Origin of the sequence: Salmonella sp. NW38 (genome assembly GCF_051807745.1) — a bacterium.
In the GTDB taxonomy this organism is placed as follows: domain Bacteria; phylum Pseudomonadota; class Gammaproteobacteria; order Enterobacterales; family Enterobacteriaceae; genus Salmonella; species Salmonella enterica.
On the sequence record NZ_JAMMTO010000005.1, the window covers coordinates 89528 to 113511 of the forward strand.

The 23984-nt window shown below is 50.6% G+C and carries 22 protein-coding genes and 1 pseudogene; 9 read left to right on the top strand and 14 right to left on the bottom strand.

The features are described from left to right. The 5 genes from hybO to NA624_RS10595 form a co-directional block, all read right to left on the bottom strand. A complete protein-coding gene (hybO, locus tag NA624_RS10575) occupies positions 1 to 1119 on the bottom strand; it encodes a hydrogenase 2 small subunit (protein WP_000145429.1) in 1119 nt (372 codons plus the stop codon). A 189-nt stretch (positions 1120 to 1308) separates the two neighbouring features. Continuing rightward, entirely contained in the window at positions 1309 to 1596 is a 288-nt protein-coding gene (locus tag NA624_RS10580; RefSeq protein ID WP_001059119.1) for a DUF2623 family protein, read from the bottom strand. Positions 1597 to 1680: 84 nt separating this feature from the next. Further along, positions 1681 to 3324, bottom strand: coding sequence for a methyl-accepting chemotaxis protein (locus tag NA624_RS10585; protein WP_001238427.1), 1644 nt, complete (start codon positions 3322 to 3324; stop codon positions 1681 to 1683). A 306-nt stretch (positions 3325 to 3630) separates the two neighbouring features. Beyond that, positions 3631 to 4125, bottom strand: coding sequence for a TIGR00645 family protein (locus tag NA624_RS10590; RefSeq protein WP_000439335.1), 495 nt, complete (start codon positions 4123 to 4125; stop codon positions 3631 to 3633). Positions 4126 to 4342: 217 nt separating this feature from the next. Continuing rightward, positions 4343 to 4846 carry an ESA_00282 family adhesion-associated protein gene (locus NA624_RS10595; RefSeq protein ID WP_001084409.1) on the bottom strand — a complete coding sequence of 168 codons (504 nt, stop codon included), beginning with the start codon at positions 4844 to 4846 and terminating at the stop codon, positions 4343 to 4345. A 103-nt stretch (positions 4847 to 4949) separates the two neighbouring features. On the opposite strand from NA624_RS10595, the gene NA624_RS10600 reads away from it, so the two are divergent. The 3 genes from NA624_RS10600 (at position 4950) to NA624_RS10610 (ending at position 6759) form a co-directional block, all read left to right on the top strand. Next, positions 4950 to 5360 (top strand): hypothetical protein, encoded by a 411-nt coding sequence (locus NA624_RS10600; RefSeq protein WP_000936443.1) that lies wholly within the window; start codon positions 4950 to 4952, stop codon positions 5358 to 5360. Further along, the gene (locus tag NA624_RS10605) at positions 5347 to 5751 is read left to right on the top strand and encodes a hypothetical protein (protein ID WP_000665656.1); all 405 of its coding nucleotides are present in this window, start codon (positions 5347 to 5349) and stop codon (positions 5749 to 5751) included. The genes NA624_RS10600 and NA624_RS10605 overlap by 14 nt, the downstream gene beginning before the upstream one ends. 123 nt (positions 5752 to 5874) lie before the next feature. After that, positions 5875 to 6759 (top strand): SDR family oxidoreductase, encoded by an 885-nt coding sequence (locus NA624_RS10610; protein ID WP_000019032.1) that lies wholly within the window; start codon positions 5875 to 5877, stop codon positions 6757 to 6759. Between the two features lie 112 nt (positions 6760 to 6871). On the opposite strand, the gene exbD is transcribed toward NA624_RS10610, so the two are convergent. Beyond that, complete coding sequence (gene exbD / locus NA624_RS10615) at positions 6872 to 7297, bottom strand: TonB system transport protein ExbD (RefSeq protein ID WP_001251476.1); 426 nt, start codon at positions 7295 to 7297, stop codon at positions 6872 to 6874. Between the two features lie 6 nt (positions 7298 to 7303). After that, entirely contained in the window at positions 7304 to 8038 is a 735-nt protein-coding gene (gene exbB, locus NA624_RS10620) for a tol-pal system-associated acyl-CoA thioesterase (RefSeq protein WP_000527859.1), read from the bottom strand. 251 nt (positions 8039 to 8289) lie between these two features. On the opposite strand from exbB, the gene metC reads away from it, so the two are divergent. Both metC and yghB read left to right on the top strand, forming a co-directional pair. After that, a complete protein-coding gene (metC, locus tag NA624_RS10625; protein WP_000130270.1) occupies positions 8290 to 9477 on the top strand; it encodes a cystathionine beta-lyase in 1188 nt (395 codons plus the stop codon). A 139-nt stretch (positions 9478 to 9616) separates the two neighbouring features. Continuing rightward, positions 9617 to 10276: a DedA family general envelope maintenance protein YghB gene (gene yghB / locus NA624_RS10630; RefSeq protein WP_000268441.1), complete on the top strand. Its 660-nt coding sequence runs from the start codon at positions 9617 to 9619 to the stop codon at positions 10274 to 10276. Between the two features lie 63 nt (positions 10277 to 10339). On the opposite strand, the gene NA624_RS10635 is transcribed toward yghB, so the two are convergent. Next, positions 10340 to 11239 carry an AraC family transcriptional regulator gene (locus NA624_RS10635; RefSeq protein ID WP_001078198.1) on the bottom strand — a complete coding sequence of 300 codons (900 nt, stop codon included), beginning with the start codon at positions 11237 to 11239 and terminating at the stop codon, positions 10340 to 10342. Between the two features lie 192 nt (positions 11240 to 11431). On the opposite strand from NA624_RS10635, the gene yqhD reads away from it, so the two are divergent. The 4 genes and pseudogenes from yqhD (at position 11432) to NA624_RS10655 (ending at position 15678) form a co-directional block, all read left to right on the top strand. After that, positions 11432 to 12595, top strand: coding sequence for an alcohol dehydrogenase (gene yqhD, locus NA624_RS10640; protein WP_001058720.1), 1164 nt, complete (start codon positions 11432 to 11434; stop codon positions 12593 to 12595). A 105-nt stretch (positions 12596 to 12700) separates the two neighbouring features. Then, the gene (dkgA, locus tag NA624_RS10645) at positions 12701 to 13528 is read left to right on the top strand and encodes a 2,5-didehydrogluconate reductase DkgA (RefSeq protein WP_000013100.1); all 828 of its coding nucleotides are present in this window, start codon (positions 12701 to 12703) and stop codon (positions 13526 to 13528) included. 165 nt (positions 13529 to 13693) lie between these two features. Then, a pseudogene (locus tag NA624_RS10650) lies at positions 13694 to 15179 on the top strand (DASS family sodium-coupled anion symporter). Between the two features lie 43 nt (positions 15180 to 15222). Further along, on the top strand, positions 15223 to 15678 hold the full coding sequence (locus tag NA624_RS10655; RefSeq protein WP_000128242.1) for an HIT family protein: 456 nt from the start codon (positions 15223 to 15225) through the stop codon (positions 15676 to 15678). A gap of 157 nt (positions 15679 to 15835) precedes the next feature. Here NA624_RS10655 and NA624_RS10660 read toward each other — a convergent pair whose 3' ends face one another. The 6 genes from NA624_RS10660 to NA624_RS10685 form a co-directional block, all read right to left on the bottom strand. Further along, entirely contained in the window at positions 15836 to 16030 is a 195-nt protein-coding gene (locus NA624_RS10660; protein WP_000525384.1) for a hypothetical protein, read from the bottom strand. Positions 16031 to 16232: 202 nt separating this feature from the next. Next, complete coding sequence (locus NA624_RS10665; protein ID WP_001274472.1) at positions 16233 to 18404, bottom strand: YgiQ family radical SAM protein; 2172 nt, start codon at positions 18402 to 18404, stop codon at positions 16233 to 16235. A 134-nt stretch (positions 18405 to 18538) separates the two neighbouring features. After that, complete coding sequence (locus NA624_RS10670; protein ID WP_000710527.1) at positions 18539 to 19960, bottom strand: DUF4459 domain-containing protein; 1422 nt, start codon at positions 19958 to 19960, stop codon at positions 18539 to 18541. Positions 19961 to 20024: 64 nt separating this feature from the next. Beyond that, positions 20025 to 21449: a hypothetical protein gene (locus NA624_RS10675; protein ID WP_000384554.1), complete on the bottom strand. Its 1425-nt coding sequence runs from the start codon at positions 21447 to 21449 to the stop codon at positions 20025 to 20027. Positions 21450 to 21464: 15 nt separating this feature from the next. Then, a complete protein-coding gene (locus NA624_RS10680) occupies positions 21465 to 22370 on the bottom strand; it encodes a hypothetical protein (protein ID WP_308704419.1) in 906 nt (301 codons plus the stop codon). Between the two features lie 858 nt (positions 22371 to 23228). After that, entirely contained in the window at positions 23229 to 23981 is a 753-nt protein-coding gene (locus NA624_RS10685; RefSeq protein ID WP_001222781.1) for a hypothetical protein, read from the bottom strand. Between the last annotated feature and the right edge of the window lie 3 nt (positions 23982 to 23984).

The following is a 23984-nucleotide window of genomic DNA, read 5'->3' on the forward strand; positions in this document are numbered from 1 at the left end:
TTATTCTCCCCGTGAGTCAGCGTTATCTTTCTTTTGCTGACGCCCCAGTTCACGTACCGCCATCACGCTGACGCCGGCAACCAGACCGACTACGCCGCCAAGCAGACCGACAGCGCCCGCAGAGATATTGCCGCCTTCTTTCATATTGACGTCAGGTTTCTCTGAACGCGGAGTTTGGTTTTCGACATGAGCAAGCTGGTGAATGCCCTTATGGAAGCCGATACCTTCTTCGTTACAGCCATAGCAAGGATGACCGATCGCCACTGGCCAAACGCCGCCAACGTCGCAGAACTGTAACGTAGAACAGTTGCCCCAGGTTTCCGGCCCTTTACAGCCAAGATGGTAGAGACACCAGCCCTGACGGTGGCCTTCGTCGCCAAATTCTTTGGCAAAACGGCCTGCGTCGAAGTGTGGACGACGTTCGCAATGCTCATGAATCAGACGGCCATAGGCAAAGGTTGGACGATTTTTCGCATCCAGCTTCGGCGGCGTGCCGTAAGTGATGATATGCGCGACGGTCGCCAGGAAGTTATGCGGGTTTGGCGGACAACCTGGAATATTGATAACCGTTTTGCCCGGTAAGACTTCCTGCAGACTGACAGCGCCGGTTGGGTTTACGCCAGCCGCAGCAACGCCGCCCCATGCCGAGCAGGAACCGATAGCGATAATCGCAGCTGCGCCGTCGGCGGCTTTGCGGATGTGATCCACGATCGGCTCGCCGGCAACCATGCAGTAGATACCGTTATCTTTTAGTGGGATAGAACCATCCACCACCAGAACATATTGCCCTTTATACTTCTCCAGAGCGTTATGTTTGTTTTCTTCGACCTGGTGACCGAATGCGGCGGAAAGTACCTCGTGGTATTCCAGAGAGATGGTCTCCAGAACGAGGTTTTCAACGGTTGGGTGTGTAGCACGAAGCAGTGATTCGGTACAACCGGTACACTCCTGAGCGCCAATCCAGATAACGGGCGGACGCTGTGGATTGGATACCGATTCTGCCATTTCTGCGGCGGCTTTGCTACTGAGCCCCATAGTAGCGGCCAGTGCTGCACAAAGCTTCATGAAATCACGACGGTTAATGCCGTGAGAAGTGATGAGAGTATTATCTCCAGTCATTTTATAGTTATTCCGTTACGAAGACCTGGCTTTTATTTTGCACTGTTCGCGAAGAAGTTATTGCGATCGGTACGCCATTTACCACACTTTTTTTATGGTTATGTGCGCCATAATACTTCGACGGAACAGTAAAACGAAGGGAAGAGGCGATAGTGTAATTAATTAAAGCAAGATAATACCCCTGTTGGATCAACCTTCGAGTCGATAACCGGCCATAAAGAAGCGAACCGCCATCCCGGAATGATTCTCTTTAAAGAAATCCATCACCATTTCTTTATCCAGACCATAGCGACGCGTCAGAATTCCGGCCTCCCACGCGCTAAGTTGACGATCGCCGGTCTTTTCGAACATACGGTGTGTAAAACCCAATACAAAGCCACGTTTATACTCAGAACAGAAATTCACCGCATGATGCGCGCTATATGCATATGGCGCGTGCAACCCAGCCATTAACCCTTTCCCAAAATGATTATTCATCTGACCTCCTTAGCCGCTATATAATAAATTATATAGCGGCTGGTTAAATGAAGGCCAGCGCATTACGCGCTTTTTTGCTTCACATCAGAAGGAAACCCATTCATCAGTAGACTGTGCAGGAGCCGACGCCATTCTCTGAACGCCAGGCGCCGCTTTCGCCGTTACGCGTTGTTGCGGCTCACTAGCGGAAAGCCGGAACTGCTGTACGGAGCGTTGCAAATCCTCCGTCTGCCGTTCCAGCGCCGCCGCCGCCGCGGAAACCTGCTCAACCAGCGCGGCGTTTTGTTGCGTAACGCTATCCATTTGCGTGATCGCCACGCCAACCTGAGAGATACCTTTACTCTGATCTTCGGAGGCGGATGCGATCTGTTTCATAATCGTCGTCACTTCCGTGACGCCGCGGAGGATGGCTTCCATCGTCGCGCCGGTCTCCTGGACCAACTGCGCGCCCTGCGCTACGCGACGTACCGATTCGCCAATTAAGGCTTCAATTTCTTTCGCCGCCCCCGCGCTGCGGCTGGCCAGGTTACGTACCTCACCGGCGACCACCGCGAAGCCGCGTCCCTGCTCGCCCGCTCTGGCCGCTTCTACCGCTGCGTTCAAGGCCAGAATATTGGTCTGGAAAGCAATACTATTAATTACGGTAGTAATTTCGGCGATCTGCTGCGAACTAGCGGAAATACCGTCCATGGTTTCTACCACATCGGAAACCAGTTCACCGCCTTTTCCTGCCGTTAGCGAGGCGGCATCCGCAAGTTGACTCGCCTGGCGAGCGTGTTCGGCGTTCATTTTCACCGTTGCGGTAAGCTGTTCCATGCTGGCGGCAGTTTCTTCCAGCGCGGCGGCCTGTTCTTCCGTTCGGGAAGAGAGATCGTTATTACCGGTAGAAATTTCCGTCGCGCCGCGCCAGATATTGTCACTTCCGGCGCGGATCGTACTCACGGCTTCGCGTAAACTGTCCTGCATCGCGCGCAGTAGCGGCACCAACCGGCCTACGCAGTTACGCCCCAACGCTTCAATCGGCTGGCTAAGATCGCCTTGCGCGATGCGCTGAAATTGCTGACGGATGCGCTCCAGCGGTTTCACCATCATTGCAACCAGATAGCGATCGGTAAAAATCAGGATAGCAATGCCCAGAATCACCGCCGTGATAAGCAGGATGCGGATGGTATAGGTTTTACCATCGACCATCACACGTGTGTTATCCAGCATGGCGCCAGCTTCATGACTAAACCGTTCCGCGCTGGCACCGAACGCGCGACTGAGTGCGGGCGTGACCGTACTGGCATGTTCGCTCCAGGCGGTTAGCGATCCTTGCTGCGCCAGTTGCATTTGAGGAACGACGCCTTTCTCCAGCAAGGCCTGCCAGTTGGACAAGACCTCCCTTGAGATATCAGGGTTCATCGGCCCTGGCGATAGCGCTTTCATCTCCTCCAGCTTCTGACGCATATTCTCGAGCGACTGCCGGGCGGGCGCAAAATCGGGCGTGCCGCCGCCGATTTTTACATCCATCGCGCGGCTAAGGCGGGTAACAAAGCGGAAATATTGATCGTTACCCTGGCTTAGCACCGTCATTTGCCGCACAAGATGCCGGTCAATATCATTTCCTTCCGAAACTTCGGATAAAGCATGGACGCTGTATAACCCCACCCCCGACCAGAGTAGACAAAAAAGTCCCAGTATCGTCAGCATGACCATACGAATAGTAAAGTTTTGCAGCAAACGCATATGAATTTCCTTGCTGAATATAAGAGATTAGTCATCAGACGATGACGCACTCTCGTTATCGGCAAGGCGCGGAGAATATATAATGCATTCTCCATTTTTTTACAGTTATCGCCGTTCACGTACCCGCAGATGTTATATATCTGTGAACGCAGAGAAAATCTTTTAGTCTTATTACTGGGTAAATGAATAGATGTAGTAAAAATATTGCGTAAGGCTGCAGGGAGGCGGTTATCCGCCGTTAAAGAAGTGCTGTTTTACAGCCGGGCTCAGTGTCCTTTGCCCGACTGCCCCGCCGTTGACGGCGGCTCAATGGTTATGCCGCGTCAATCTGTCCAGATAGCCCATCACGAACGCCGACAGGACAAAGGTCAGATGGATGATGACATACCACATTAATTTGTTATCCGGGACGTTTTTCGCGTCCATAAACACGCGTAACAGGTGAATGGAAGATATAGCGACTATCGATGCCGCCACCTTATTTTTTAGCGAAGTCGCATCCATTTTCCCCAGCCAGTTCAGCTTCTCCTTGCCCGCAGAGATATCCAGCTGAGAGACAAAGTTTTCATACCCGGAGAACATGACCATTACCAGCAATCCGCCAACCAGAGTCATATCAACCAGCGATAACAGCACCAGGATCAGATCGGCCTCCGCCAGGGCAAAAACGTTCGGCAGAACGTGTAGAATTTCCTGGAAAAATTTTAGCGCTAAAGCGATCAGCGCCAAAGAGAGGCCAAAATACACCGGCGCGAGCAGCCAGCGAGACGCATACATTACATTTTCAAGAAAGCGTTCCATAGGGACCTGTCAGGTAACTAAAATCAGCAACAGTATATCTCAACCATGCAACATCAGATCAACATGCAGTTAAGAGCCTATCCCACCAGGCGTTATTGGCGCAGCCAGTTTGGACACGGACAGCGCGCAAAAACCGGAGCGTACACGTAGTACGTGAGGATTTTGAGCACTGCCCAGGTCCAAAATGGCAAGTAAAATAGCCCTAATGGGATAGGCTCTAAATCTCATCCGGTTTAACCTGTGGACGCTGATATTCCGGCCATACCAGCGCGACCAATGCCGGGTAGGCCTCAAGACTGAACTCCCGAAAACACTGACGTAAATTCAGGACGTCCAAATCCGAATACGGCACCTTTTCTCCGTTCAGACAACGCTTCTTAATATTGTCGTAATACTTATAAACGGCAGAGTTAAGGTCGCTGCAACGACGCTGTGCGTCAAATAATCCAGGCGTTTCATTCAACTCAGTCATTGTCATTCGTTTTATCGTTGCATGAAGGAAATCGATATATTCATGGTTAACGCGCCAGTACCATACCGGCGTTATCGAATTCATTAATACTGAGAAATGATCTTCGCCCTCTTCCTTTGTCATGGGTTCAGTTTGATTTAAATTTACGATTTTTCCACCAGGACGTTTTTTATTAACCTCCCACATCAGGAAGAGTATCGCGCCGGTCAGTAATAGCAATATAATAACAGAATAAAAAATACTGTTCATAGCAGGCTCCATTTTTTTTGATTTTAAAATTACACCATGTTATTGTCAACGAAACCTACACTATTAAAAATAGTATACCACTGATCGTAAAGGATATTTAGTCATGCTTCCTGAGCATCTGGTTTCCTCTCATTTTCGCCTGTCATCGCCGCCCCCTGAAGCCACAGAAAACAGTAAAAATTTGCCTAAGGGAAAGACAAAACTCAGCGATTACGAGCCCGATATTTTAATTAGCGCTAACGCTGCCGGGCAACACAGAAACGTATTATTTGAAGAACGCGACCGTCATATTAAAGAACGTCTGTATTGTGTGGCTAAAATTGAAACGTTTGCCCGCCTGATAAACGCACTACAGGCAGAAGGCGATATTGATGCCCAAATGCTAAGTAAAATACTGGCGGATAAAACCGCAATGATAAATGAAAAAGGCAATGCCATTTGGCTTAATTTAATCACTCGCGAAACCAATATGCCGCTATTTTATTCACTGGAAGATAAAGATGAAAGAAGTTGAAGACAATAACGTTTATTTGGCTTTAGACAACCATAAAAGTGATGAATTTATCTTAAAGCAAAATCTTGCAGCGCTAATCGCCAGCAAAAATGCCACCCTGGAAAAGGTAACGCAGGAGGTGGTATCCATACCGGCGGCGTTAGTACGCCTGAAGTGGCAAAACCGACGGGAGATGTATGCGTTACAGGTCAAAGAGGAGATTTATGGCGCGACCATCAATGCCATTATCGAGCAGCATCCTGAATTACGAGACAAAATTATGTCTCGTCTTGAAAGTGACTGGCAGCATCTGCTGGCTCGCGAGACGGCAACCTTACGTCTGATGCGTAAGCTTTCCGATGGCGACTACCGGACGCGCAACGTCACCACCGTCGCACGGCAAGAAAAATAACCTTCATGGCTAGTTAACTCTGTTGTGAATACGGGTGAAGCATAAGGATCGTTCTGATTCTCCCTCTTACGGTAGTAAAAGTGTCTACGCTTAAAGGGTGTTCAACCTGAAGGGAGAAGCTCAATGTCTCATCTATACGACCCTACCACGCAGTATTACACCGGCGAGTATCCTAAGCAAAAACAGCCGGCGCCCGGCGTCCAGGCGAAAATGACGCCTGTTCCTGACTGTGGCGAAAAAAGTTATGTCGGCAGTGGTCGCCTTAAAGATCGTAAGGCGCTGGTGACAGGGGGCGACTCCGGGATTGGGCGCGCTGCCGCTATCGCTTACGCGCGTGAAGGCGCAGATGTCGCGATCAACTATCTGCCAGCGGAAGAAGAGGACGCCCAGCAGGTTAAAGCGCTGATTGAGGAGTGCGGCCGTAAAGCGGTGTTATTGCCAGGCGATCTTAGCGACGAATCTTTCGCCCGTTCGCTGGTCCATAAGGCGCGTGAAGCGCTGGGCGGGCTGGACATTCTGGCGCTGGTGGCCGGTAAACAGACGGCAATCCCGGAGATAAAAGATCTGACCAGCGAGCAATTTCAGCAAACCTTCGCCGTTAACGTTTTTGCCCTGTTCTGGATAACCCAGGAAGCAATTCCGCTGCTGCCAAAAGGCGCCAGTATTATCACGACGTCGTCTATCCAGGCGTATCAGCCCAGTCCGCACCTGCTGGATTATGCGGCAACCAAGGCGGCAATCCTCAATTACAGCCGTGGCCTGGCGAAACAGGTGGCGGAAAAAGGAATTCGTGTGAATATTGTCGCGCCTGGCCCTATCTGGACAGCGCTGCAAATTTCCGGCGGTCAAACCCAGGATAAAATTCCGCAGTTTGGTCAGCAGACGCCAATGAAGCGGGCCGGCCAACCGGCAGAGCTGGCACCGGTGTATGTCTATCTGGCAAGCCAGGAATCAAGTTACGTTACCGCAGAAGTGCACGGCGTGTGCGGCGGGGAGCATTTAGGCTAACGCATGAAGTCGATTAAGGTGGCGCAATTCTGTTAAGCAAGGCGCCACTTTAGGCAATAAAAAAGCCGGGTGGCGACTTCGCCTTACCCGGCCTACAGCGTCAGCAGAATACTTATTTCGCTTTCGCGGTCTCTTCGCCGACCAGACCAATTTTGAGATAGCCCGCCTGATGCAGCATATCCATCACTTTCATCAGGGTTTCATACTCTACGGTTTTATCCGCGCGGAAGAAAATCGTAGTATCCTTTTTCCCTTCCGTCAGGGCCGTTAGCTCGGCAATCATCGTATCATCCGTCACCGGATCGTTACCGATAAACATGGTGTTATCCGCTTTCACCGACAGATAAACCGGTTTTTCCGGACGCGGCTGTGGCGTACTGGTAGAAGCGGGCAGATTCACCTTGACGTCTACCGTCGCCAGCGGCGCAGCCACCATAAAAATAATCAGCAGAACCAACATGACATCGATAAACGGCGTCACGTTGATTTCATGCATTTCGCCGTTGTCATCCAGGTTCTCGTTAAGACGCATTGCCATGACGCATTACCCTACCCGTAATTTCTGCGCGGCGCGTACCGGCTGCGCACTGGCGCTCGCATTCAGATCGAGATCGCGGCTTTGCAGCAGCAATACCTGCGCCGCCACGTCGCCCAGAGTCGCTTTGTAACTGCCTATCTGACGTGCGAAGATGTTGTAAATGACGACCGCCGGGATCGCGGCTACCAGCCCAATCGCCGTCGCCAGCAGCGCTTCCGCAATACCAGGAGCGACCACCGCCAGGTTGGTGGTCTGCGTTTGCGCAATACCGATGAAGCTATTCATAATGCCCCATACGGTGCCAAACAACCCGACGAAGGGGGAAATGGCGCCGATCGTCGCCAGATAACCGTTGCCTCGCCCCATGTAGCGGCCAACCGCTGCGACGCGACGTTCCAGACGGAAGCCGGTACGTTCTTTAATCCCTTCGTTATCTTCGCTGCCCTGAGAGAGTTCCAGTTCATTCTGCGCTTCATTGATGAGCTGTGCGCTGAGGCTTTTTGCGCTGAAACCTGCCGCAATGTCGGAAGCCTGATCTAAAGAGCGCGCATCGGCTAATTGCAGTTGTTCGCGCTTTAAGCGGCGCTTTTGAGTGAAAAATTCAACACTTTTACTGAAGAAGATAGCCCAGGTGACGACTGACGCCAGAATCAAACCAATCATCACGCACTTCACGACAATATCGGCGTGCTGATACATACCCCAGACGGAGAGATCCGTCTGCATCAAATTATTACCCACTCTGTATCTCCAGGACGCAAATCACAAAATCTGAGCATAATAATATCAAAACGACGTCGAATTGATAGTCGTTCTCATTACTATTTACATACTGCCGCACCTTTACTGCTTTTTCTTTGCGCTTACGCATTAAAAAAGCCACCTGTTTTTATTTTGGCAAAATTTTCATCTGTATCACACGTCGCCAGGGTGCAGATGGTTATATTCATGCTAGTTTAGACATCCAGACGGTTAAAATCAGGAAACGCAACATGACGGATAAACAGTTGGATACCAAACTGGTAAACGCAGGACGCAGCAAAAAATACACGCTTGGCTCAGTGAATAGTGTGATTCAACGCGCTTCTTCACTGGTGTTTGACACCGTCGAGGCCAAAAAACACGCTACCCGCAATCGCGCCAACGGCGAATTATTTTACGGACGCCGGGGAACGCTGACCCACTTTTCGCTCCAGGAAGCCATGTGTGAACTGGAAGGCGGCGCCGGATGCGCGCTCTTCCCGTGCGGCGCGGCGGCGGTCGCCAACACCATTCTGGCATTCGTTGAGCAGGGCGACCACATCCTGATGACCAACACAGCCTATGAACCCAGCCAGGATTTCTGCAGCAAAATTCTCGGCAAACTGGGCGTGACGACAAGCTGGTTCGACCCGCTCATCGGCGCTGATATCACGCAACATATTCAGCCGAACACGAAAGTCGTTTTTCTGGAATCCCCCGGTTCTATTACCATGGAGGTACATGATATTCCGACCATTGTCAGTGCGGTCAGACGCGTCGCGCCAGAAGCCGTCATCATGATTGATAATACCTGGGCGGCTGGCGTTCTGTTCAAAGCTCTGGAATTCGATATTGATATCTCTATCCAGGCGGGCACTAAATATCTGATTGGTCATTCTGATGCGATGGTCGGGACTGCCGTTGCAAATGCGCGCTGCTGGGAACAATTGCGGGAAAACGCCTATCTGATGGGGCAAATGCTCGACGCCGACACGGCTTATATGACCAGCCGCGGTCTGCGCACGCTCGGTGTCCGACTGCGCCAGCATCAAGAAAGCAGCCTCAAAATCGCCGCATGGCTGGCTAACCATCCTCAGGTCGCGCGCGTTAATCATCCGGCCCTGCCGGGTAGCAAAGGTCATGCCTTCTGGAAACGAGACTTTACAGGCAGCAGCGGCCTGTTCTCCTTTGTGCTCAATAAAAAGCTGACCGAGGCAGAATTATCAGCCTATCTGGATAACTTTTCGCTGTTCAGTATGGCCTACTCCTGGGGAGGCTACGAATCGCTGATTATTGCTAATCAGCCGGAACAGATCGCCGCGATTCGTCCCGCAGGCGGCGTAGATTTTACCGGTACGCTGGTTCGGGTGCATATTGGTTTAGAGAGTGTTGATGATTTGATCGCTGATTTAGCCGCCGGCTTCGCCAGAATTGTGTAAAGTTGCCGGGGATGGACATATATGCAGACAATTTCCGTGGAAAAGTCTGCGTTTGTTGCGTCCGGGATCAAGGCATCCCGGACGATTCAGGAGTACAATAGGCAGATAAAAGCGTAAATGCTGTTCCACAGGAAAGTTCATGGCTGTCATTCAAGATATTATCGCTGCGCTCTGGCAACATGATTTTGCCGCGCTGGCGAATCCACACGTTGTTAGCGTCGTCTACTTTGTCATGTTCGCCACGCTATTTTTAGAAAACGGTCTGCTGCCAGCGTCATTCTTACCCGGCGATAGTCTGCTACTACTGGCAGGCGCGTTGATCGCCCAGGATGTGATGCATTTTTTGCCGACGATTGGCATTCTCACCGCCGCGGCCAGTCTCGGCTGCTGGCTAAGTTATATCCAGGGACGCTGGCTCGGTAATACGCGTACCGTCAAAGGCTGGCTGGCGCAGCTTCCGGCAAAATATCATCAGCGCGCCACCTGCATGTTTGACCGTCACGGTTTGTTAGCGTTACTTGCCGGGCGCTTTCTGGCGTTTGTCCGCACTCTGCTGCCAACAATGGCGGGTATTTCCGGCCTGTCCAACCGCCGGTTTCAGTTTTTTAACTGGTTAAGCGGCCTGCTGTGGGTGACTGTCGTGACCAGCTTCGGCTACGCGCTCAGTATGATCCCGTTTGTTAAGCGCCATGAAGACCAGGTAATGACATTTTTAATGATCCTTCCCGTCGCGCTACTGGTCGCCGGGCTGTTAGGTACGCTGGTCGTGGTGATTAAAAAGAAATACTGTAACGCCTGACGTATCCATAATCGGCCAGGATGGCCCGGTTACGCTTCGTTGACCCGTGGCGGGATGCCCCACTTAGCTCCCTTGCATTGTCCGCATTCTTGCCGCATCTTCGCCCGGCGTAACGCCAAAATAACGTTTAAACTCCCGGCTAAACTGCGATGCGCTCTCATAGCCGACCCGCATCGCCGCGGCGCTGGCCTTCATACCATCGTGAATCATCATCATCCGCGCTTTATGCAGTCGGTAGCTTTTTAAATACTGCAACGGCGAGGTGCTGGTGACCGCCTTAAAATTATGGTGAAACGCCGACACGCTCATGTTCGCTTCTGCCGCCAGTTGCTCAACATTCAGGTTCTCGGTGTATTTCATTTCGATCTGTTTAAGTACGCGACTGATCAGGCTAAAGTGCGTCTGGCGACTAACCAGTGCAAGCAGCGCCCCGCCGCGCGGTCCCATCAGCACATGATAAAGAATTTCGCGAATAATCTGTTTTCCCAGAATCCGCGCATCCAGCGGGCGCTCCATCACATCCAGCAATCTTTCCACCGCGCATAAAATCTCGTCCGACAGCGTGGCGGAGTTAATCCCACTGGCCGCCATCGGCAACTGGAAACGCTCATCTTCGCCAATGTCCATGAGCAACTCTTGCAGTTGCAGCACATCAATGTCGAGCCGAATACCGGCCAGCGGTACCTCGGGCGTCGCCCAGGTCTCGCATTCAAAAGGGAGCGGCACGGTCAGTAAGAGATATTCATTAGCGTCATAACGAAACTTGCGCTTGTTAATATAGCCAATTTTATGACCGGAAAAGAGAAATATGATGCCAGGCTGATACATGACCGGCGTGCGCGGTCCCGGTTCAACACCATACAACAGACGAATGCCCGCCAGCCGCTCGCTGATTATTTTATCATTATTTTTTAAATGATTAATTTTATCCGCCAACTGTAAGCAAATTGCTTCACGATTCATAACGCGCCATTTTTTCATCAAATCCACTCCGCTGGATTGTGCGCATTTTTAGCGATTTTCTCCAGCATTCTGGAGAAATAGGCAAAACATTGGCAGAAATGTGCATTGAGAGACATCCCTCACAAGACCACAATGATGACCATCAGGCAGACAGCCGCCTGCCCTCTTTTTACCCACATAAGGGAATGAGCAATGAACAATTTCAAATTACATACCCCTACCCGCATTCTGTTTGGTAAAGGCGCTATCGTCGATCTTCGCGATCAGATCCCGCAGGACGCCCGCGTGCTGATTACCTATGGCGGCGGTAGCGTGAAAAAGACCGGCGTACTGGCGCAAGTTCAGGAAGCGTTAAAAGGACTGGATGTTCGGGAGTTTGGCGGTATTGAACCGAACCCGTCCTATGAAACGCTGATGAAGGCCGTGCAGCTTGTGCGCGACGAAAATATTACCTTCCTGCTGGCCGTTGGCGGCGGTTCCGTACTGGACGGCACCAAATTTATCGCCGCAGCGGCGCAGTATACGGACGGCGTCGATCCGTGGCACATTCTGGAAACCGGCGGTACTGAGATTCGTAGCGCAATCCCGATGGGGTCTGTGCTGACCCTACCGGCAACCGGCTCAGAATCGAACGCCGGCGCAGTCATTTCCCGTAAAACCACTGGCGACAAACAGGCCTTCCACTCCTCGTTCGTGCAACCGGTCTTTGCCGTACTGGACCCGGTCTACACCTATACATTGCCGCCACGCCAGGTTGCGAATGGCGTCGTGGATGCTTTCGTCCATACCGTTGAGCAGTACGTCACTTACCCGGTTAACGGCAAAATTCAGGATCGTTTCGCCGAAGGTATTTTACTCACACTGATCGAAGAAGGTCCCAAAGCGCTGCAAGAGCCTGAAAATTATGACGTCCGCGCCAACGTGATGTGGGCCGCTACTCAGGCGTTGAATGGCCTGATTGGCGCTGGTGTTCCGCAGGACTGGGCGACGCATATGCTGGGCCACGAGCTTACCGCGATGCACGGTCTCGATCATGCCCAGACGCTGGCTATCATTCTGCCTGCGCTATGGAACGAAAAACGAGACGTTAAACGTGCAAAACTCCTGCAATATGCTGAACGTGTATGGAATATCACCGACGGTTCCGACGACGAGCGTATTGATGCTGCCATTGCCGCCACCCGCCGTTTCTTTGAACAGATGGGCGTGCCTACCCACCTGTCCGATTACGGTCTGGATGGCAGCACTATTCCGGCGCTACTGGCTAAACTTGAGGCGCATGGATGCACAAATTTAGGTGAAAATCAGGATATTACGCTGGATGTCAGCCGTCGGATTTATGAAGCGGCGCGCTAAGGTTTTTTCGCCTCTGACTTTCGTTTTTGGCCATTTCGTCCAGACTTAAGTCACTTAGTCTCGCCGGACCCGACTCCGGCGAGCCAATTAAAAGAGGAACACATCATGGCTAATCCAACCATTATCAGGCTACAGGATGGCAACGTAATGCCACAACTTGGGCTGGGAGTCTGGAAAGCAAGCAATGAAGAGGTGATCGCGGCGATTCATAAAGCGCTGGAGGTGGGCTATCGATCGATTGATACCGCCACAGCATATCAGAATGAAGAAGGCGTCGGCAAAGCGCTAAAAGCAGCGAGCGTGGCGCGGGAAGAGCTGTTTATCACCACCAAGTTGTGGAATGACGATCAAAAACGTCCCCGCGAAGCCCTGCAGGAGAGTCTGAAAAAACTGCAGCTTGATTATCTCGATCTCTATCTGATGCACTGGCCTGTACCGGCTATCGATCACTATGTCGACGCCTGGAAGGGCATGATCGCGCTGCAAAAAGAGGGGCTGGTAAAGAGTATCGGGGTCTGTAACTTTCAGATCCATCACCTCCAGCGTCTGATCGATGAAACCGGCGTTACCCCTGTGATCAACCAGATCGAGCTTCACCCCTTGATGCAACAGCGCCAGCTACATGCGTGGAATGCGACGCATAAAATCCAGACCGAGTCCTGGAGCCCGCTGGCGCAGGGTGGCGAAGGCGTATTCGATCAGAAAGTGATTCGCGAACTGGCGGATAAATACGGCAAAACGCCCGCCCAGATTGTTATTCGCTGGCATCTGGACTGCGGGCTGGTCGTCATTCCGAAATCCGTCACCCCTTCCCGTATCGCGGAAAACTTTGCTGTCTGGGATTTCCGTCTCGATAAAGATGAATTAGGCGAGATCGCAAAACTGGATCAAGGAAAACGCCTCGGTCCCGATCCGGATCAGTTCGGCGGTTAAGCCGGATTTATCGCACGCCATGCCCGACGATGTCGTCGGGCTTTTTTGCATTCCGAAACATTAAGAAACAATTACGCGCATTTAACAGTATATTTCCCCCACACACAAGCGCAGAATTATTCTGATTTTGTGAATATTTATTCATATTTATTATGAATTTACTTAATACATATAAAATATTTATGGATGTGTGATTGTGGCGGAAAAAAAATCTCAGGGCGTCAAATGGCTCCCATTTATTCTTATTCTGGTTATCGCCGCCGGACTGTGGCAGCTAACGCCCCCTTCCGGGTTAAGCGCACCGGCCTGGCATTCCGCGATTATTTTTGTCGCGACGATCGCCTCTATCGTGGCGAAAGTGCTGCCTATTGGCGCAGTCGGTATTATCGGCATCACCGTCTTTGCGCTCGCCTATGCTGCCGGCGACAAAACGGCCAGCGGCGCGATTACCACGGCCTTGAGCGAGCTGAACAGTTCGCTGATCTGGCTTATCGTCGTCGCCTTTATGATTGCCCGTGGGTTTATCAAAACCGGGCTGGGTCGGCGTATCGCCCTACAAATGATCCGTCTGTTAGGTAAACGAACGCTGGGCCTGGCTTATGGTCTGGCGTTTGCCGATCTGATCCTCTCCCCCGCGATGCCCAGTAACACCGCGCGCTGCGGCGGCGTGATTTACCCGATCGCCGACTCGCTGGCGCGCAGCTTTGATTCACATCCGGAAGATGAGTCTCGCAGCAAAATCGGCACCTTTCTGATCACCTGTATTGGCAATGTTAACGACGTCACCGCCGCACTGTTTATGACCGGTTATACGGGTAACCTGCTGGCGGTAAAACTGGCGGCGAACGCCGGCGTTACGTTGAGCTGGGGAAGCTGGTTTATCGCCGCGCTCCTGCCTTGCCTGGTCTCTTTTCTTGTCGTCCCGCTGCTGGTCTACTGGCTGACCCGTCCGGAAATTAAACATACGCCGGATGCGCCGGATCTGGCGCGCAAAGAGCTGGCGCAAATGGGCAGTATGACGCGCGGCGAGTGGCTCATGCTGGCGACCGTCGGCGTGTTGCTGGTGCTATGGATTTTTGGCAGCTCGCTCGGCGTGGATGCCACGACGGCCTCTTTTGTCGGTCTCTCGATTTTATTACTGAGCGGCGTGCTCACCTGGGAAGACGTTAAAAGCGAAAAAGGCGCCTGGGATACGTTGATTTGGTTTGCCGCGCTGCTGATGATGGCTAACCAGTTGAAGAAACTAGGATTCACCAGTTGGTTTGGCAACCTGATTGGCGACAGCATCGGCAGTACGATGCATGGAACCAGTTGGATAATCATCCTGCTGCTGCTTAACGCAGCCTATTTTTATACCCACTATTTTTTCGCCAGCGGCAACGCGCAAATCGCCGCGCTGTATGCGGTATTTCTGGGTGTCGGTCTGCATCTGAATATACCGGCAGCGCCGATGGCGCTTATGCTGGCGTTTACCAGCAGCCTGTACTGCTCTCTTACGCAGTATACCCACGCACGCGGCCCCATTCTATTTGGCGCCGGCTATGTGCCAACGGGCGTCTGGTGGCGAACGGGATTTATTATCAGTCTCTTTAATCAGGCGGTCTTTTTGACAGTCGGCCTCGCATGGTGGAAAGTGTTAGGGTTGTATTAAACGCTTAACGCATCGATAAGCCCTCGGTTAACGGAGAAATGGAATGACCTGCATTTTCTGTCAAATAGTTGAAGGTAAAGCACCTTGTCATAAAGTTTGGGAAGATGAGCATCACCTGGCTTTTTTGTCGATTTTTCCGAATACCGATGGGTTTACCGTAGTGATCCCGAAAAAACATTACCCCAGCTACGCGTTCGATCTACCACCGCAGGCGTTAGCGGACCTGATGCTGGCGACCCAAAAAGTGGCTAAGAAACTGGATAAGGCTTTCCCGGATGTCAGTCGTACGGGAATGTTCTTCGAAGGTTTCGGCGTAGACCATGTGCACAGTAAATTAAGCCCCATGCACGGTACTGGCGATTTAACCCACTGGAAACCGATTGAATCGCGGCAGAATAAATTTTTCGAACAGTATGAAGGATATCTGTCGTCACACGATCATGAACGGGCGGATGATGAAAAACTGGCCGCGCTGGCGGCCAGAATTCGTGAGGCATAAATACGGAGCACTTCTGCCGGATGGCGGTGTAAGCACCTTATCCGGCCTACAAAACTGTGCTATTCATAGACCTGATAAGCGCTGCGCCATCAGGCATTATACCTTAGATTATATACTTCTTATCTATTTTAATATATCAACCCTGGTAGGTTAAATATTACGGCGCGTGGCTAAATATTTCGTACAAAAACCATCCAGGAATAGCGGCAATAACACCCATTAAAATTATCCCTGCAAGAGTCATTTGCCTGTCTTCACGTTTTTCCATACTACATGCTTTAATAGCCATTATGAATATAACAACAGCTATTATAGCAATTACGATAAAACAGGGAATAATAATCATACCCATGATATCCCCTCCTCTGGGGCTGTATAAAAGCATCATGCCTTAATCATTAAGGTAATATATAATTAATTTATACAATCAATAACATTGAAATAAAATATAAAGCCCCCCGTAATTTAGCAATTACTAAAGACCGACACAATATATTTAGATATCTGTTACTTCCGGAAATATTAGCTTCCAGAAGCAACAGATTCAAAGGTAATTAACGCCCCGCGCCTTTCCCGCGCTTCTTATTAGCGGCAAGCCCCTGCCGCTGATGTTCCACTGGCGTATGTTTGGTCAACGCCGAGCGCGTGTTGCGGTTCTGGCGACGCGCTTCGCGCATCTCTTCAATGGTCGGCGCAGGCACCAGACACTCACGGCGACCGCCAATCAAATGCTTTTTCCCCATCGCTTCCAGCGCCTGGCGAATCAGCGGCCAGTTCGCCGGATCGTGATAACGCAGCAGTGCCTTATGCAGGCGACGTTGCCTGTCTCCCTTCGGCACCACCACATCTTCACTCTTATAACCAATTTTACCCAGCGGGTTTTTGCCGGTGTAATACATGGTGGTCGAATTCGCCAACGGCGACGGGTAGAAGTTCTGCACCTGATCCAAACGGAAGCGGTGGCGCTTGAGCCACAGCGCAAGATTCACCATATCCTCGTCCCGCGTGCCCGGATGTGCGGAGATAAAATACGGGATCAGATACTGCTCTTTTCCGGCCTGTTTAGAGTAAAGGTCAAATAACTCTTTAAAGCGATCGTAGCTGCCCATACCCGGCTTCATCATTTTCGACAGCGGACCTTCTTCAGTATGCTCCGGGGCAATCTTCAGATAGCCGCCCACATGATGGCTCGCCAGCTCTTTAATGTAGCGAGGATCTTCTACGGCGATGTCGTAGCGCACGCCGGAGGCAATTAAGATTTTCTTAATGCCTTTCAGCTCACGGGCGCGGCGATAAAGATTGATCGTCGGCGTATGGTCAGTATCCATATGCGGACAGATATCCGGATAGACGCACGACAGGCGACGACAGGTCTGCTCCGCACGCGGCGACTTACAGCGCAGCATATACATGTTCGCGGTAGGACCGCCCAGATCGGAGATCACGCCGGTAAACCCCGGCACCGTGTCGCGGATCGCTTCGATCTCGTTGATGATAGAGTCTTCCGAGCGGCTCTGAATGATGCGCCCTTCATGTTCAGTGATCGAGCAGAAAGAGCAGCCGCCAAAGCAGCCACGCATGATATTGATCGAAAAGCGGATCATCTCATAGGCCGGAATACGGGCATTGCCGTAAGCCGGATGCGGCACGCGCTGATACGGCAGCGCAAACACGCTATCCATCTCTTCAGTGGAGAGCGGTATGGCGGGTGGGTTGATCCAGACATAGCGGTCGCCGTGTTTTTGCATCAGCGCCCGCGCGCAGCCAGGGTTAGTTTCGTGATGCAGAATACGCGACGCATGGGCGTACAGCACCTTGTCGCCTTTCACCTTTTCAAAGGATGGCAGCAGGATATAGGTTTTTTCCCACGGCTTCGGACGCGGCGGCTGCACGGTAATCGCTTTAGCTTCCTGCTTTTTCGGCGCGACCGGCTTGTTATCCGCGCACGGCAGATCCTCGCCATAGGGATGGGGAATTGGATCGATTTTACCCGGCGTGTCCAGACGAGTGGAGTCGACGCCGCTCCAGCCAGGCAGAGCTTCTTTAACCATAATCGCAGTGTTACGCACGTCGCGAATCTGATCGATGGTTTCGCCCATTGCCAGACGGTGCGCCACTTCCACCAGCGGACGCTCGCCGTTGCCAAACATCAGCATGTCAGCTTTGGAATCGACTAACACTGAACGACGTACAGTATCAGACCAGTAGTCGTAATGCGCGGTACGGCGCAGACTGGCCTCAATGCCGCCAAGGATCACCGGGACATCTTTCCACGCTTCTTTGCAACGCTGGGTATAGACCAGCGTGGCGCGGTCCGGACGCTTGCCCGCGACGTTATCCGGGGTGTAGGCGTCGTCATGGCGCAGCTTACGGTCGGCGGTGTAGCGGTTGATCATCGAGTCCATGTTGCCGGCGGTGACGCCGAAGAACAGGTTCGGTTTACCCAGACGCATAAAGTCGTCTTTGCTGTTCCAGTCAGGTTGGGCGATGATCCCCACACGGAAGCCCTGCGCTTCCAGCATACGGCCGCAAATCGCCATGCCGAAGCTCGGATGGTCGACGTAAGCGTCGCCGGTTACCAGAATAATGTCGCAGCTATCCCAGCCAAGTTGATCCATCTCTTCACGTGACATCGGCAAAAACGGCGCCGGCCCAAAGCAGGCGGCCCAGTACTGCGGCCAGGAGAAAAGGTCGCGATCCGGTTGGATCAGGGAGATAGCGCTCATATTGCTTCCAAAACGATTGGCAAAAAAATAATCAAAGGTCGGGGATTATAAGCCGGAATGGAAGATAAATCGAATTGATTGGTGAGGCTGCACTCTGTAGCGGGGCCGATTGCCTGCCCCGCCGGTTATCGTACTTATGGACGAACAGGCATATCTGCTACTTTGATAATAGGATTTTGTTCTTCGAGCAAATTCAACAGTACCGGCGTGACATGATACATGGATTCTGCAATCATGACTTTCCCTCGCAGGGTGATTCTCTTCCCTATAAACCGTTGATAATAATTGTATTTTTCAGGAGGAAGAATGAGCTGGACATAGCGATCCCAGTCAGGTTGGTCCATCATGGCCCCTGCCACACACTGAAGGTTTATTGTTTTTAATTCGAGATCTTTATCCGAGTGTTGGCCTTGGTTATCTTCAATGACGTGCTCGCGTTTGACCATCATACCTTCCAGTTCAATCGTGTCACCCTCTTTGTTGCAGGAAGAATCAAAGTTCACATAAGTGAGAACATATTTCCCTTTCTTTTCATCAAACTCAAAAGTGGAATTGTAATAAATACCTAAAGGTTCGCTGTATAAAAAGGAGTAGCGCTTATAGCTCTCGATATCGCGTTGACAGTTTCCGCCGCCATTGATCATTAAGTCTCTGTATTTTTGCCATACTTTTTCTAAATTGATTGGCTGATCTGCGCCAGTCGTAAGGTATTCTGCCGTATTGTCCATGACATATTTGATATTATTCGCTTTCAGCGCCTCACAAAAATCGGTTGTGTTCTGAATATACAGCGCCTTTTTACGCTGTGACTCAGGAGAAAGCAGCTCTTTGAGGAGTTTGATATTACGATGTTCTGTCTTGGTAATGAGGTAATCAACGTTCGCATAGCGTGGGCGATACCACGGCTGCTGTCGGAAGTACCGTTCCATCTCACCGCCCGGTCTGAAAATATAACCGTGGCGAGCATAAATCTCATTAAGCATAATTTTAAGATCGGCTATCGAGGTTGCCCTGGTTTGCACGCTTCTTACAGGAAGCCAGGTCCGCGAGGCTTCAGGAAATCGGCCTTCCAGCGTGATGCGCTTTATCTGCGGTGCGAAAGCAAGATAGCTGCCGTAATCCATCAGCGTTCCCTTTGTCCCCATAGGAATGAGCCCTTTTCTTTTAGGCGTCACGAGAAAATCGATACAGCGCATATGTTCACTTCCAGTAATCACCGAATGATCATTCTCTTGTTCAAAAAACTGGATGTCACACCACGGCGCGCCATACATCGTAGAAAAATCGTCAGGAACCACGCGCTGCCATTTTCGAACGTCGGGCAACTCAGCGTAAAATCCGAGCCACTCATCTGCAGTGGCGGTATAATCATCGTTTTCGCTGCCATAAAAGGGTTCGCGACTGTCACCGAAAAAGGTAAAGTCATTTAGTGTGTAGTCTGTGACCTTGCCCTGAAAATAGATTTTTTTATTTTCGAACTCAGGGCGGAATTTTAGTTCCGCATTAGCTGAGAAGATAAACAGGCACACAAATATAAATAAAAAACATTTTTTCATTATTTACCACTCCCTGTATTTCTATTAACAATCAATGTAATTTCAATTATCAGAGCACGGCATATCAGTCTAAATCGGCGCACTGCTGTGCTAATTTTATACGCGCATTGGTACGCCGCGTATCTTCTGGTGGATACACCTTATCGATCATTGCGTTAAGCTTGTTACAGTCCAACCAAGCCATCCGGTAGGCAGTCATCAGGCTATGTATTTCATCCTGGTAATCAAGGCTGGCTACAATAAGGGCTTCCGGCAACGCCGTATGTTGCTGTTGCATACTTTGCAGTATCCCCGCCAGAATATCCGGCGGCAGCGCGTCCTCTTTCGAGGCTGTATGCAATGTGCGTGAAATCAGGAAATTCCAGCCGTCCGTCAACTTATCCTGAGGGATGTGCTGCCAGTTCAGCATCTGCCCTTTCACCAACGCACGCAGCGTCTCGCCATCCGCATCACTAAACAGCGACGCCAGCAGATTTTTATTCGGATAAACTGATTGTCCCAGCACCTGCGGCGTCAGTTTTATCTGGGCAAGCAGCGCTTTAGTTTGCCCCTGCAACAAGAAATAATATGCGCGATACAGCGGATTTTGCGCTTCACGCCGCTGCCAGAAAAAGGCCAGAGTCTCTTTATCCTGAAGCTGTATCGCCCCCGAATAGGCTTCATCGGTGAGGAGATCGGGCATGACCCGTAGTAGAACGTCGGCCATCTCAAAAAAAGTCTGGCGAAATCCCTCAGGCTTAAAATGGGGCGTGGGGAGATATTCCAACGGATTTTGCTGCCGTACGATGGTGCGATTTGCCTGCGCCTGCTGAGAGTCGCCCGTGAGCTGCTCGCTAAAAATACGCACCGCAGTGATATTGCCACTCTCAAAAGCTGCAAAAAATGGCGCATTGACGAAATAGCCATCTTCCCGCGAAACACTAAAAGGCGATGCCACACGTGCAGTCAGAGCGCGCAAGTTTTTTTCTGATATGCCTGGCGCTTTTACCGCCTGAACCAGTGTCTGTTCCAACATACTGTTATCATGAATGCTCTCTAACTGGTCCAAGTCGCCTGCCTGAACCTGCCTGAGCAACTGCGCAATATTTTGCTGTTGCCATTGATGGCTAATAGCACGCCACAGCTCCGGCATCACCGGGCACAGCACCCCAATGAACACAATATGGCACAGCAGCCATGCGGGCCACGGCTTGCGCAGCCAGGTTCCCAGCAGCAGCGCGGGCAGCAAGCCCGCCCAACTCAGAATCGGCAACAGGAGCATCAACATCCATACCGTGCCTGTTTGGCTCAACAACTGGGTGTACTGCAACGTGAGTAACAGCAATACCACGACTGCCCACTGTGGTAGTAATACCCACAGCAAAATCTGTCGGCTGCGTTTTTTGGAAAACATCAGGATCAGCAGTAATGCCACCGCAGCGGCATACCCCCACGGTAGAATACAAAACATCAGCAGTTCAGAGCCAAGCCATCGATTAATATAATCCATTTACTATTCCTTTAGTCACTTCGCGACTGGACATAGCGCATTCAGCCGTTGCCGCGTATCGTTTCGTGCTTGTTCGCCCCCCGCCACTGAAGCATTCAACACCTCACGCAATTGCTCACAGGAAAGCCCAGCCTGTAAAAAAGCGGCAGGAAACGTCGGTGTCCAGGGAAGATAGTGGGCGATTTGCTCGTTGGATAACGCTTTCTGCGCTTGCATCGCCTTAATGATCTGTATCAGCAATGCGTTCTCTAACGCTCCACCACGCAGTCGCAATATGGCCTGATGCAGAGGCTCATTATTTCCGTCTTCCATTGCTCGTTTCCAGTCCACTACGTTTGCATCAATAAGCGACTGAATCATTACCAGATTGCCATTGCTCAGTATGAAAGTGAGCAGGTTTTCACGATCCCACCTCTCAATCGGCGGTGTGATCAATATTTCTGGATTATGGGTTACCTCGCTTATTAGCGGTTCCGTTTTGGCTAACAACACCATCGCTTCGAGCCTGCGCAGAGGAATAGTGGGCGGATGTTTCTGCCAAAAATAAGCAACCAACTCGGTGTTACGTTGGATAATGGGATAAATATAGACAGCATCATTCAACAGTTCTGGCATAATATTCAGCAATAAATGACTAATTTCTAGTCTGTACTGCTCGCGATACTGTGATATATAGTTAGATTTATAAAGCGTCAGCAGTGGATTTTCTTTACGAGCGACAATGTTGCGATTCTCTCTGGCGGAAGATGTCTCGCCCACCAGTTGCTGGCTAAAAAAGCGTACTATCGGTACGTTATGTTGGCGAAGAGCGGTGACAAATGGCGTATAAAGAAATTCGGCATTCGGGATCGCCGCTTTAGGGCAAGATTCTGCCGCTGTCAAAAATGGCGAAATACCTCGTATTTTAGCCAGATAACGCAATAAATTTTCCGGTGTATCGCGGTGTTCTGCAGCCAGCGTCAAAACACTTGCCAATTGATAACAAGAGGCATCCTGCAAAACCTGAACATTCCCCTTCGCGCGCTCAAACAGTCGGGTAATTTTATAGTTATTCCAGTCTTCACCAATGTGATGCCATAATCGCGGGCCGTCCATCACATAAACGAAAACGAACAAAAAAATAGTATGGGACACGATAGTTCCCAGAATAAAAAATGGAGACTCTCGACTAGAAAAAATAGCAATTATTATCGAGGGCATCAATCCTAATATCAATAAATATACGATATAAATATTTTTTGAATCGATCCAGAATAATCCTCCCCACAATATACAAACAACGCTCACCTGCGGAAGAACAACACGCAAGAAAACCCGCCGATAGCGCAAAGAATCAAATGCGCCGACAATTAACCTCAATAATACGACGCCATAAATCCCCCACGCGCTCATCAATATTACTGAGTCCCACATCATCCACGCAAATGATTCAACCATAAAGCATCCTTACTTTCCATGCTCACTACCGAATTCAAATCTCTCGTTTCTATTTTCTGATAACACAGCAAGCTAAACGCACTAATAACTATAGCCAATACGATGATTGTATATATTGCCCAGCACGGTGGATATTATCATCAACAACAAACTCCATCCGTTTCCAAAATTCATTATTGCCCGTTATTTTTTCTGATGATAAAACACATCGAATTCAAACTGCCATGAGAAAGGTTTCGGTTTGTTGCTATTATCAAAGGCAACGGCTTGCGCATACAGTTCGTCCGTCAATAATTCCGGCACGACGCTAATCAAACTGGTACAAATATCTCGCGCCAAAAGTTATTGTTGCAGAAAAATTTGTTCGTCAGCCATACTATCATTAAAAATACGATTCAGTAGGTCCAATAATGGATTGTTTTGTAAGAGCTGATGCCGATATTGCTTTGCCTGTACAGAATCGCCAATAAACCAGGAGGCAAACGCCCCAACGGCAGGGCGATTAAGCCGGTCGATGGCCAAAACCAACCAAATTTTTTCAGTTCCGTCCGCAATATCAAAAGGGGAAATGCGTTTTGCGAGATGCTCAATCCGCCTATTCGTCCACCAATCCCCTGCGTTTTGCGACTGCATTGCTTGTGACATCAAATGATTTAAAAAAGCGCGGTCATCGGTCGTATCGATTTTTTGTAACAGCGTTTCTTCCGCCACCTGCTGTGCCTGATAGGCATCGCGCCGATGATGCCTCTCGAGAATATCCCCTATGTGCGCTAACAACAGCAGCAATACGACCGCATGGCACCCGGCCCAAAGGTGGTGTGGTTGGCGTAATCGGTGGCTAAACAGTAGCGCCAGCAATAAACTAAGCCCCAGTATCCACCCTGCGCCAATCGGGAAGAAAAGCGTTTCATCACCCGCAGCAAACCGTAGCAAAAGAACCAGCGTAATCTGTGGCAAAGCAATCCACAGCAACACGCGACGAGGCGTTTGGAACAAAAAAGCCAGGCAAATAACAATGAAGAACAGAATAAGATAGCCGCCTGCAGTAAACATCCAGAACGTCAGCAGCCGCCATCCCTCCTCACTGATTCTCATCGA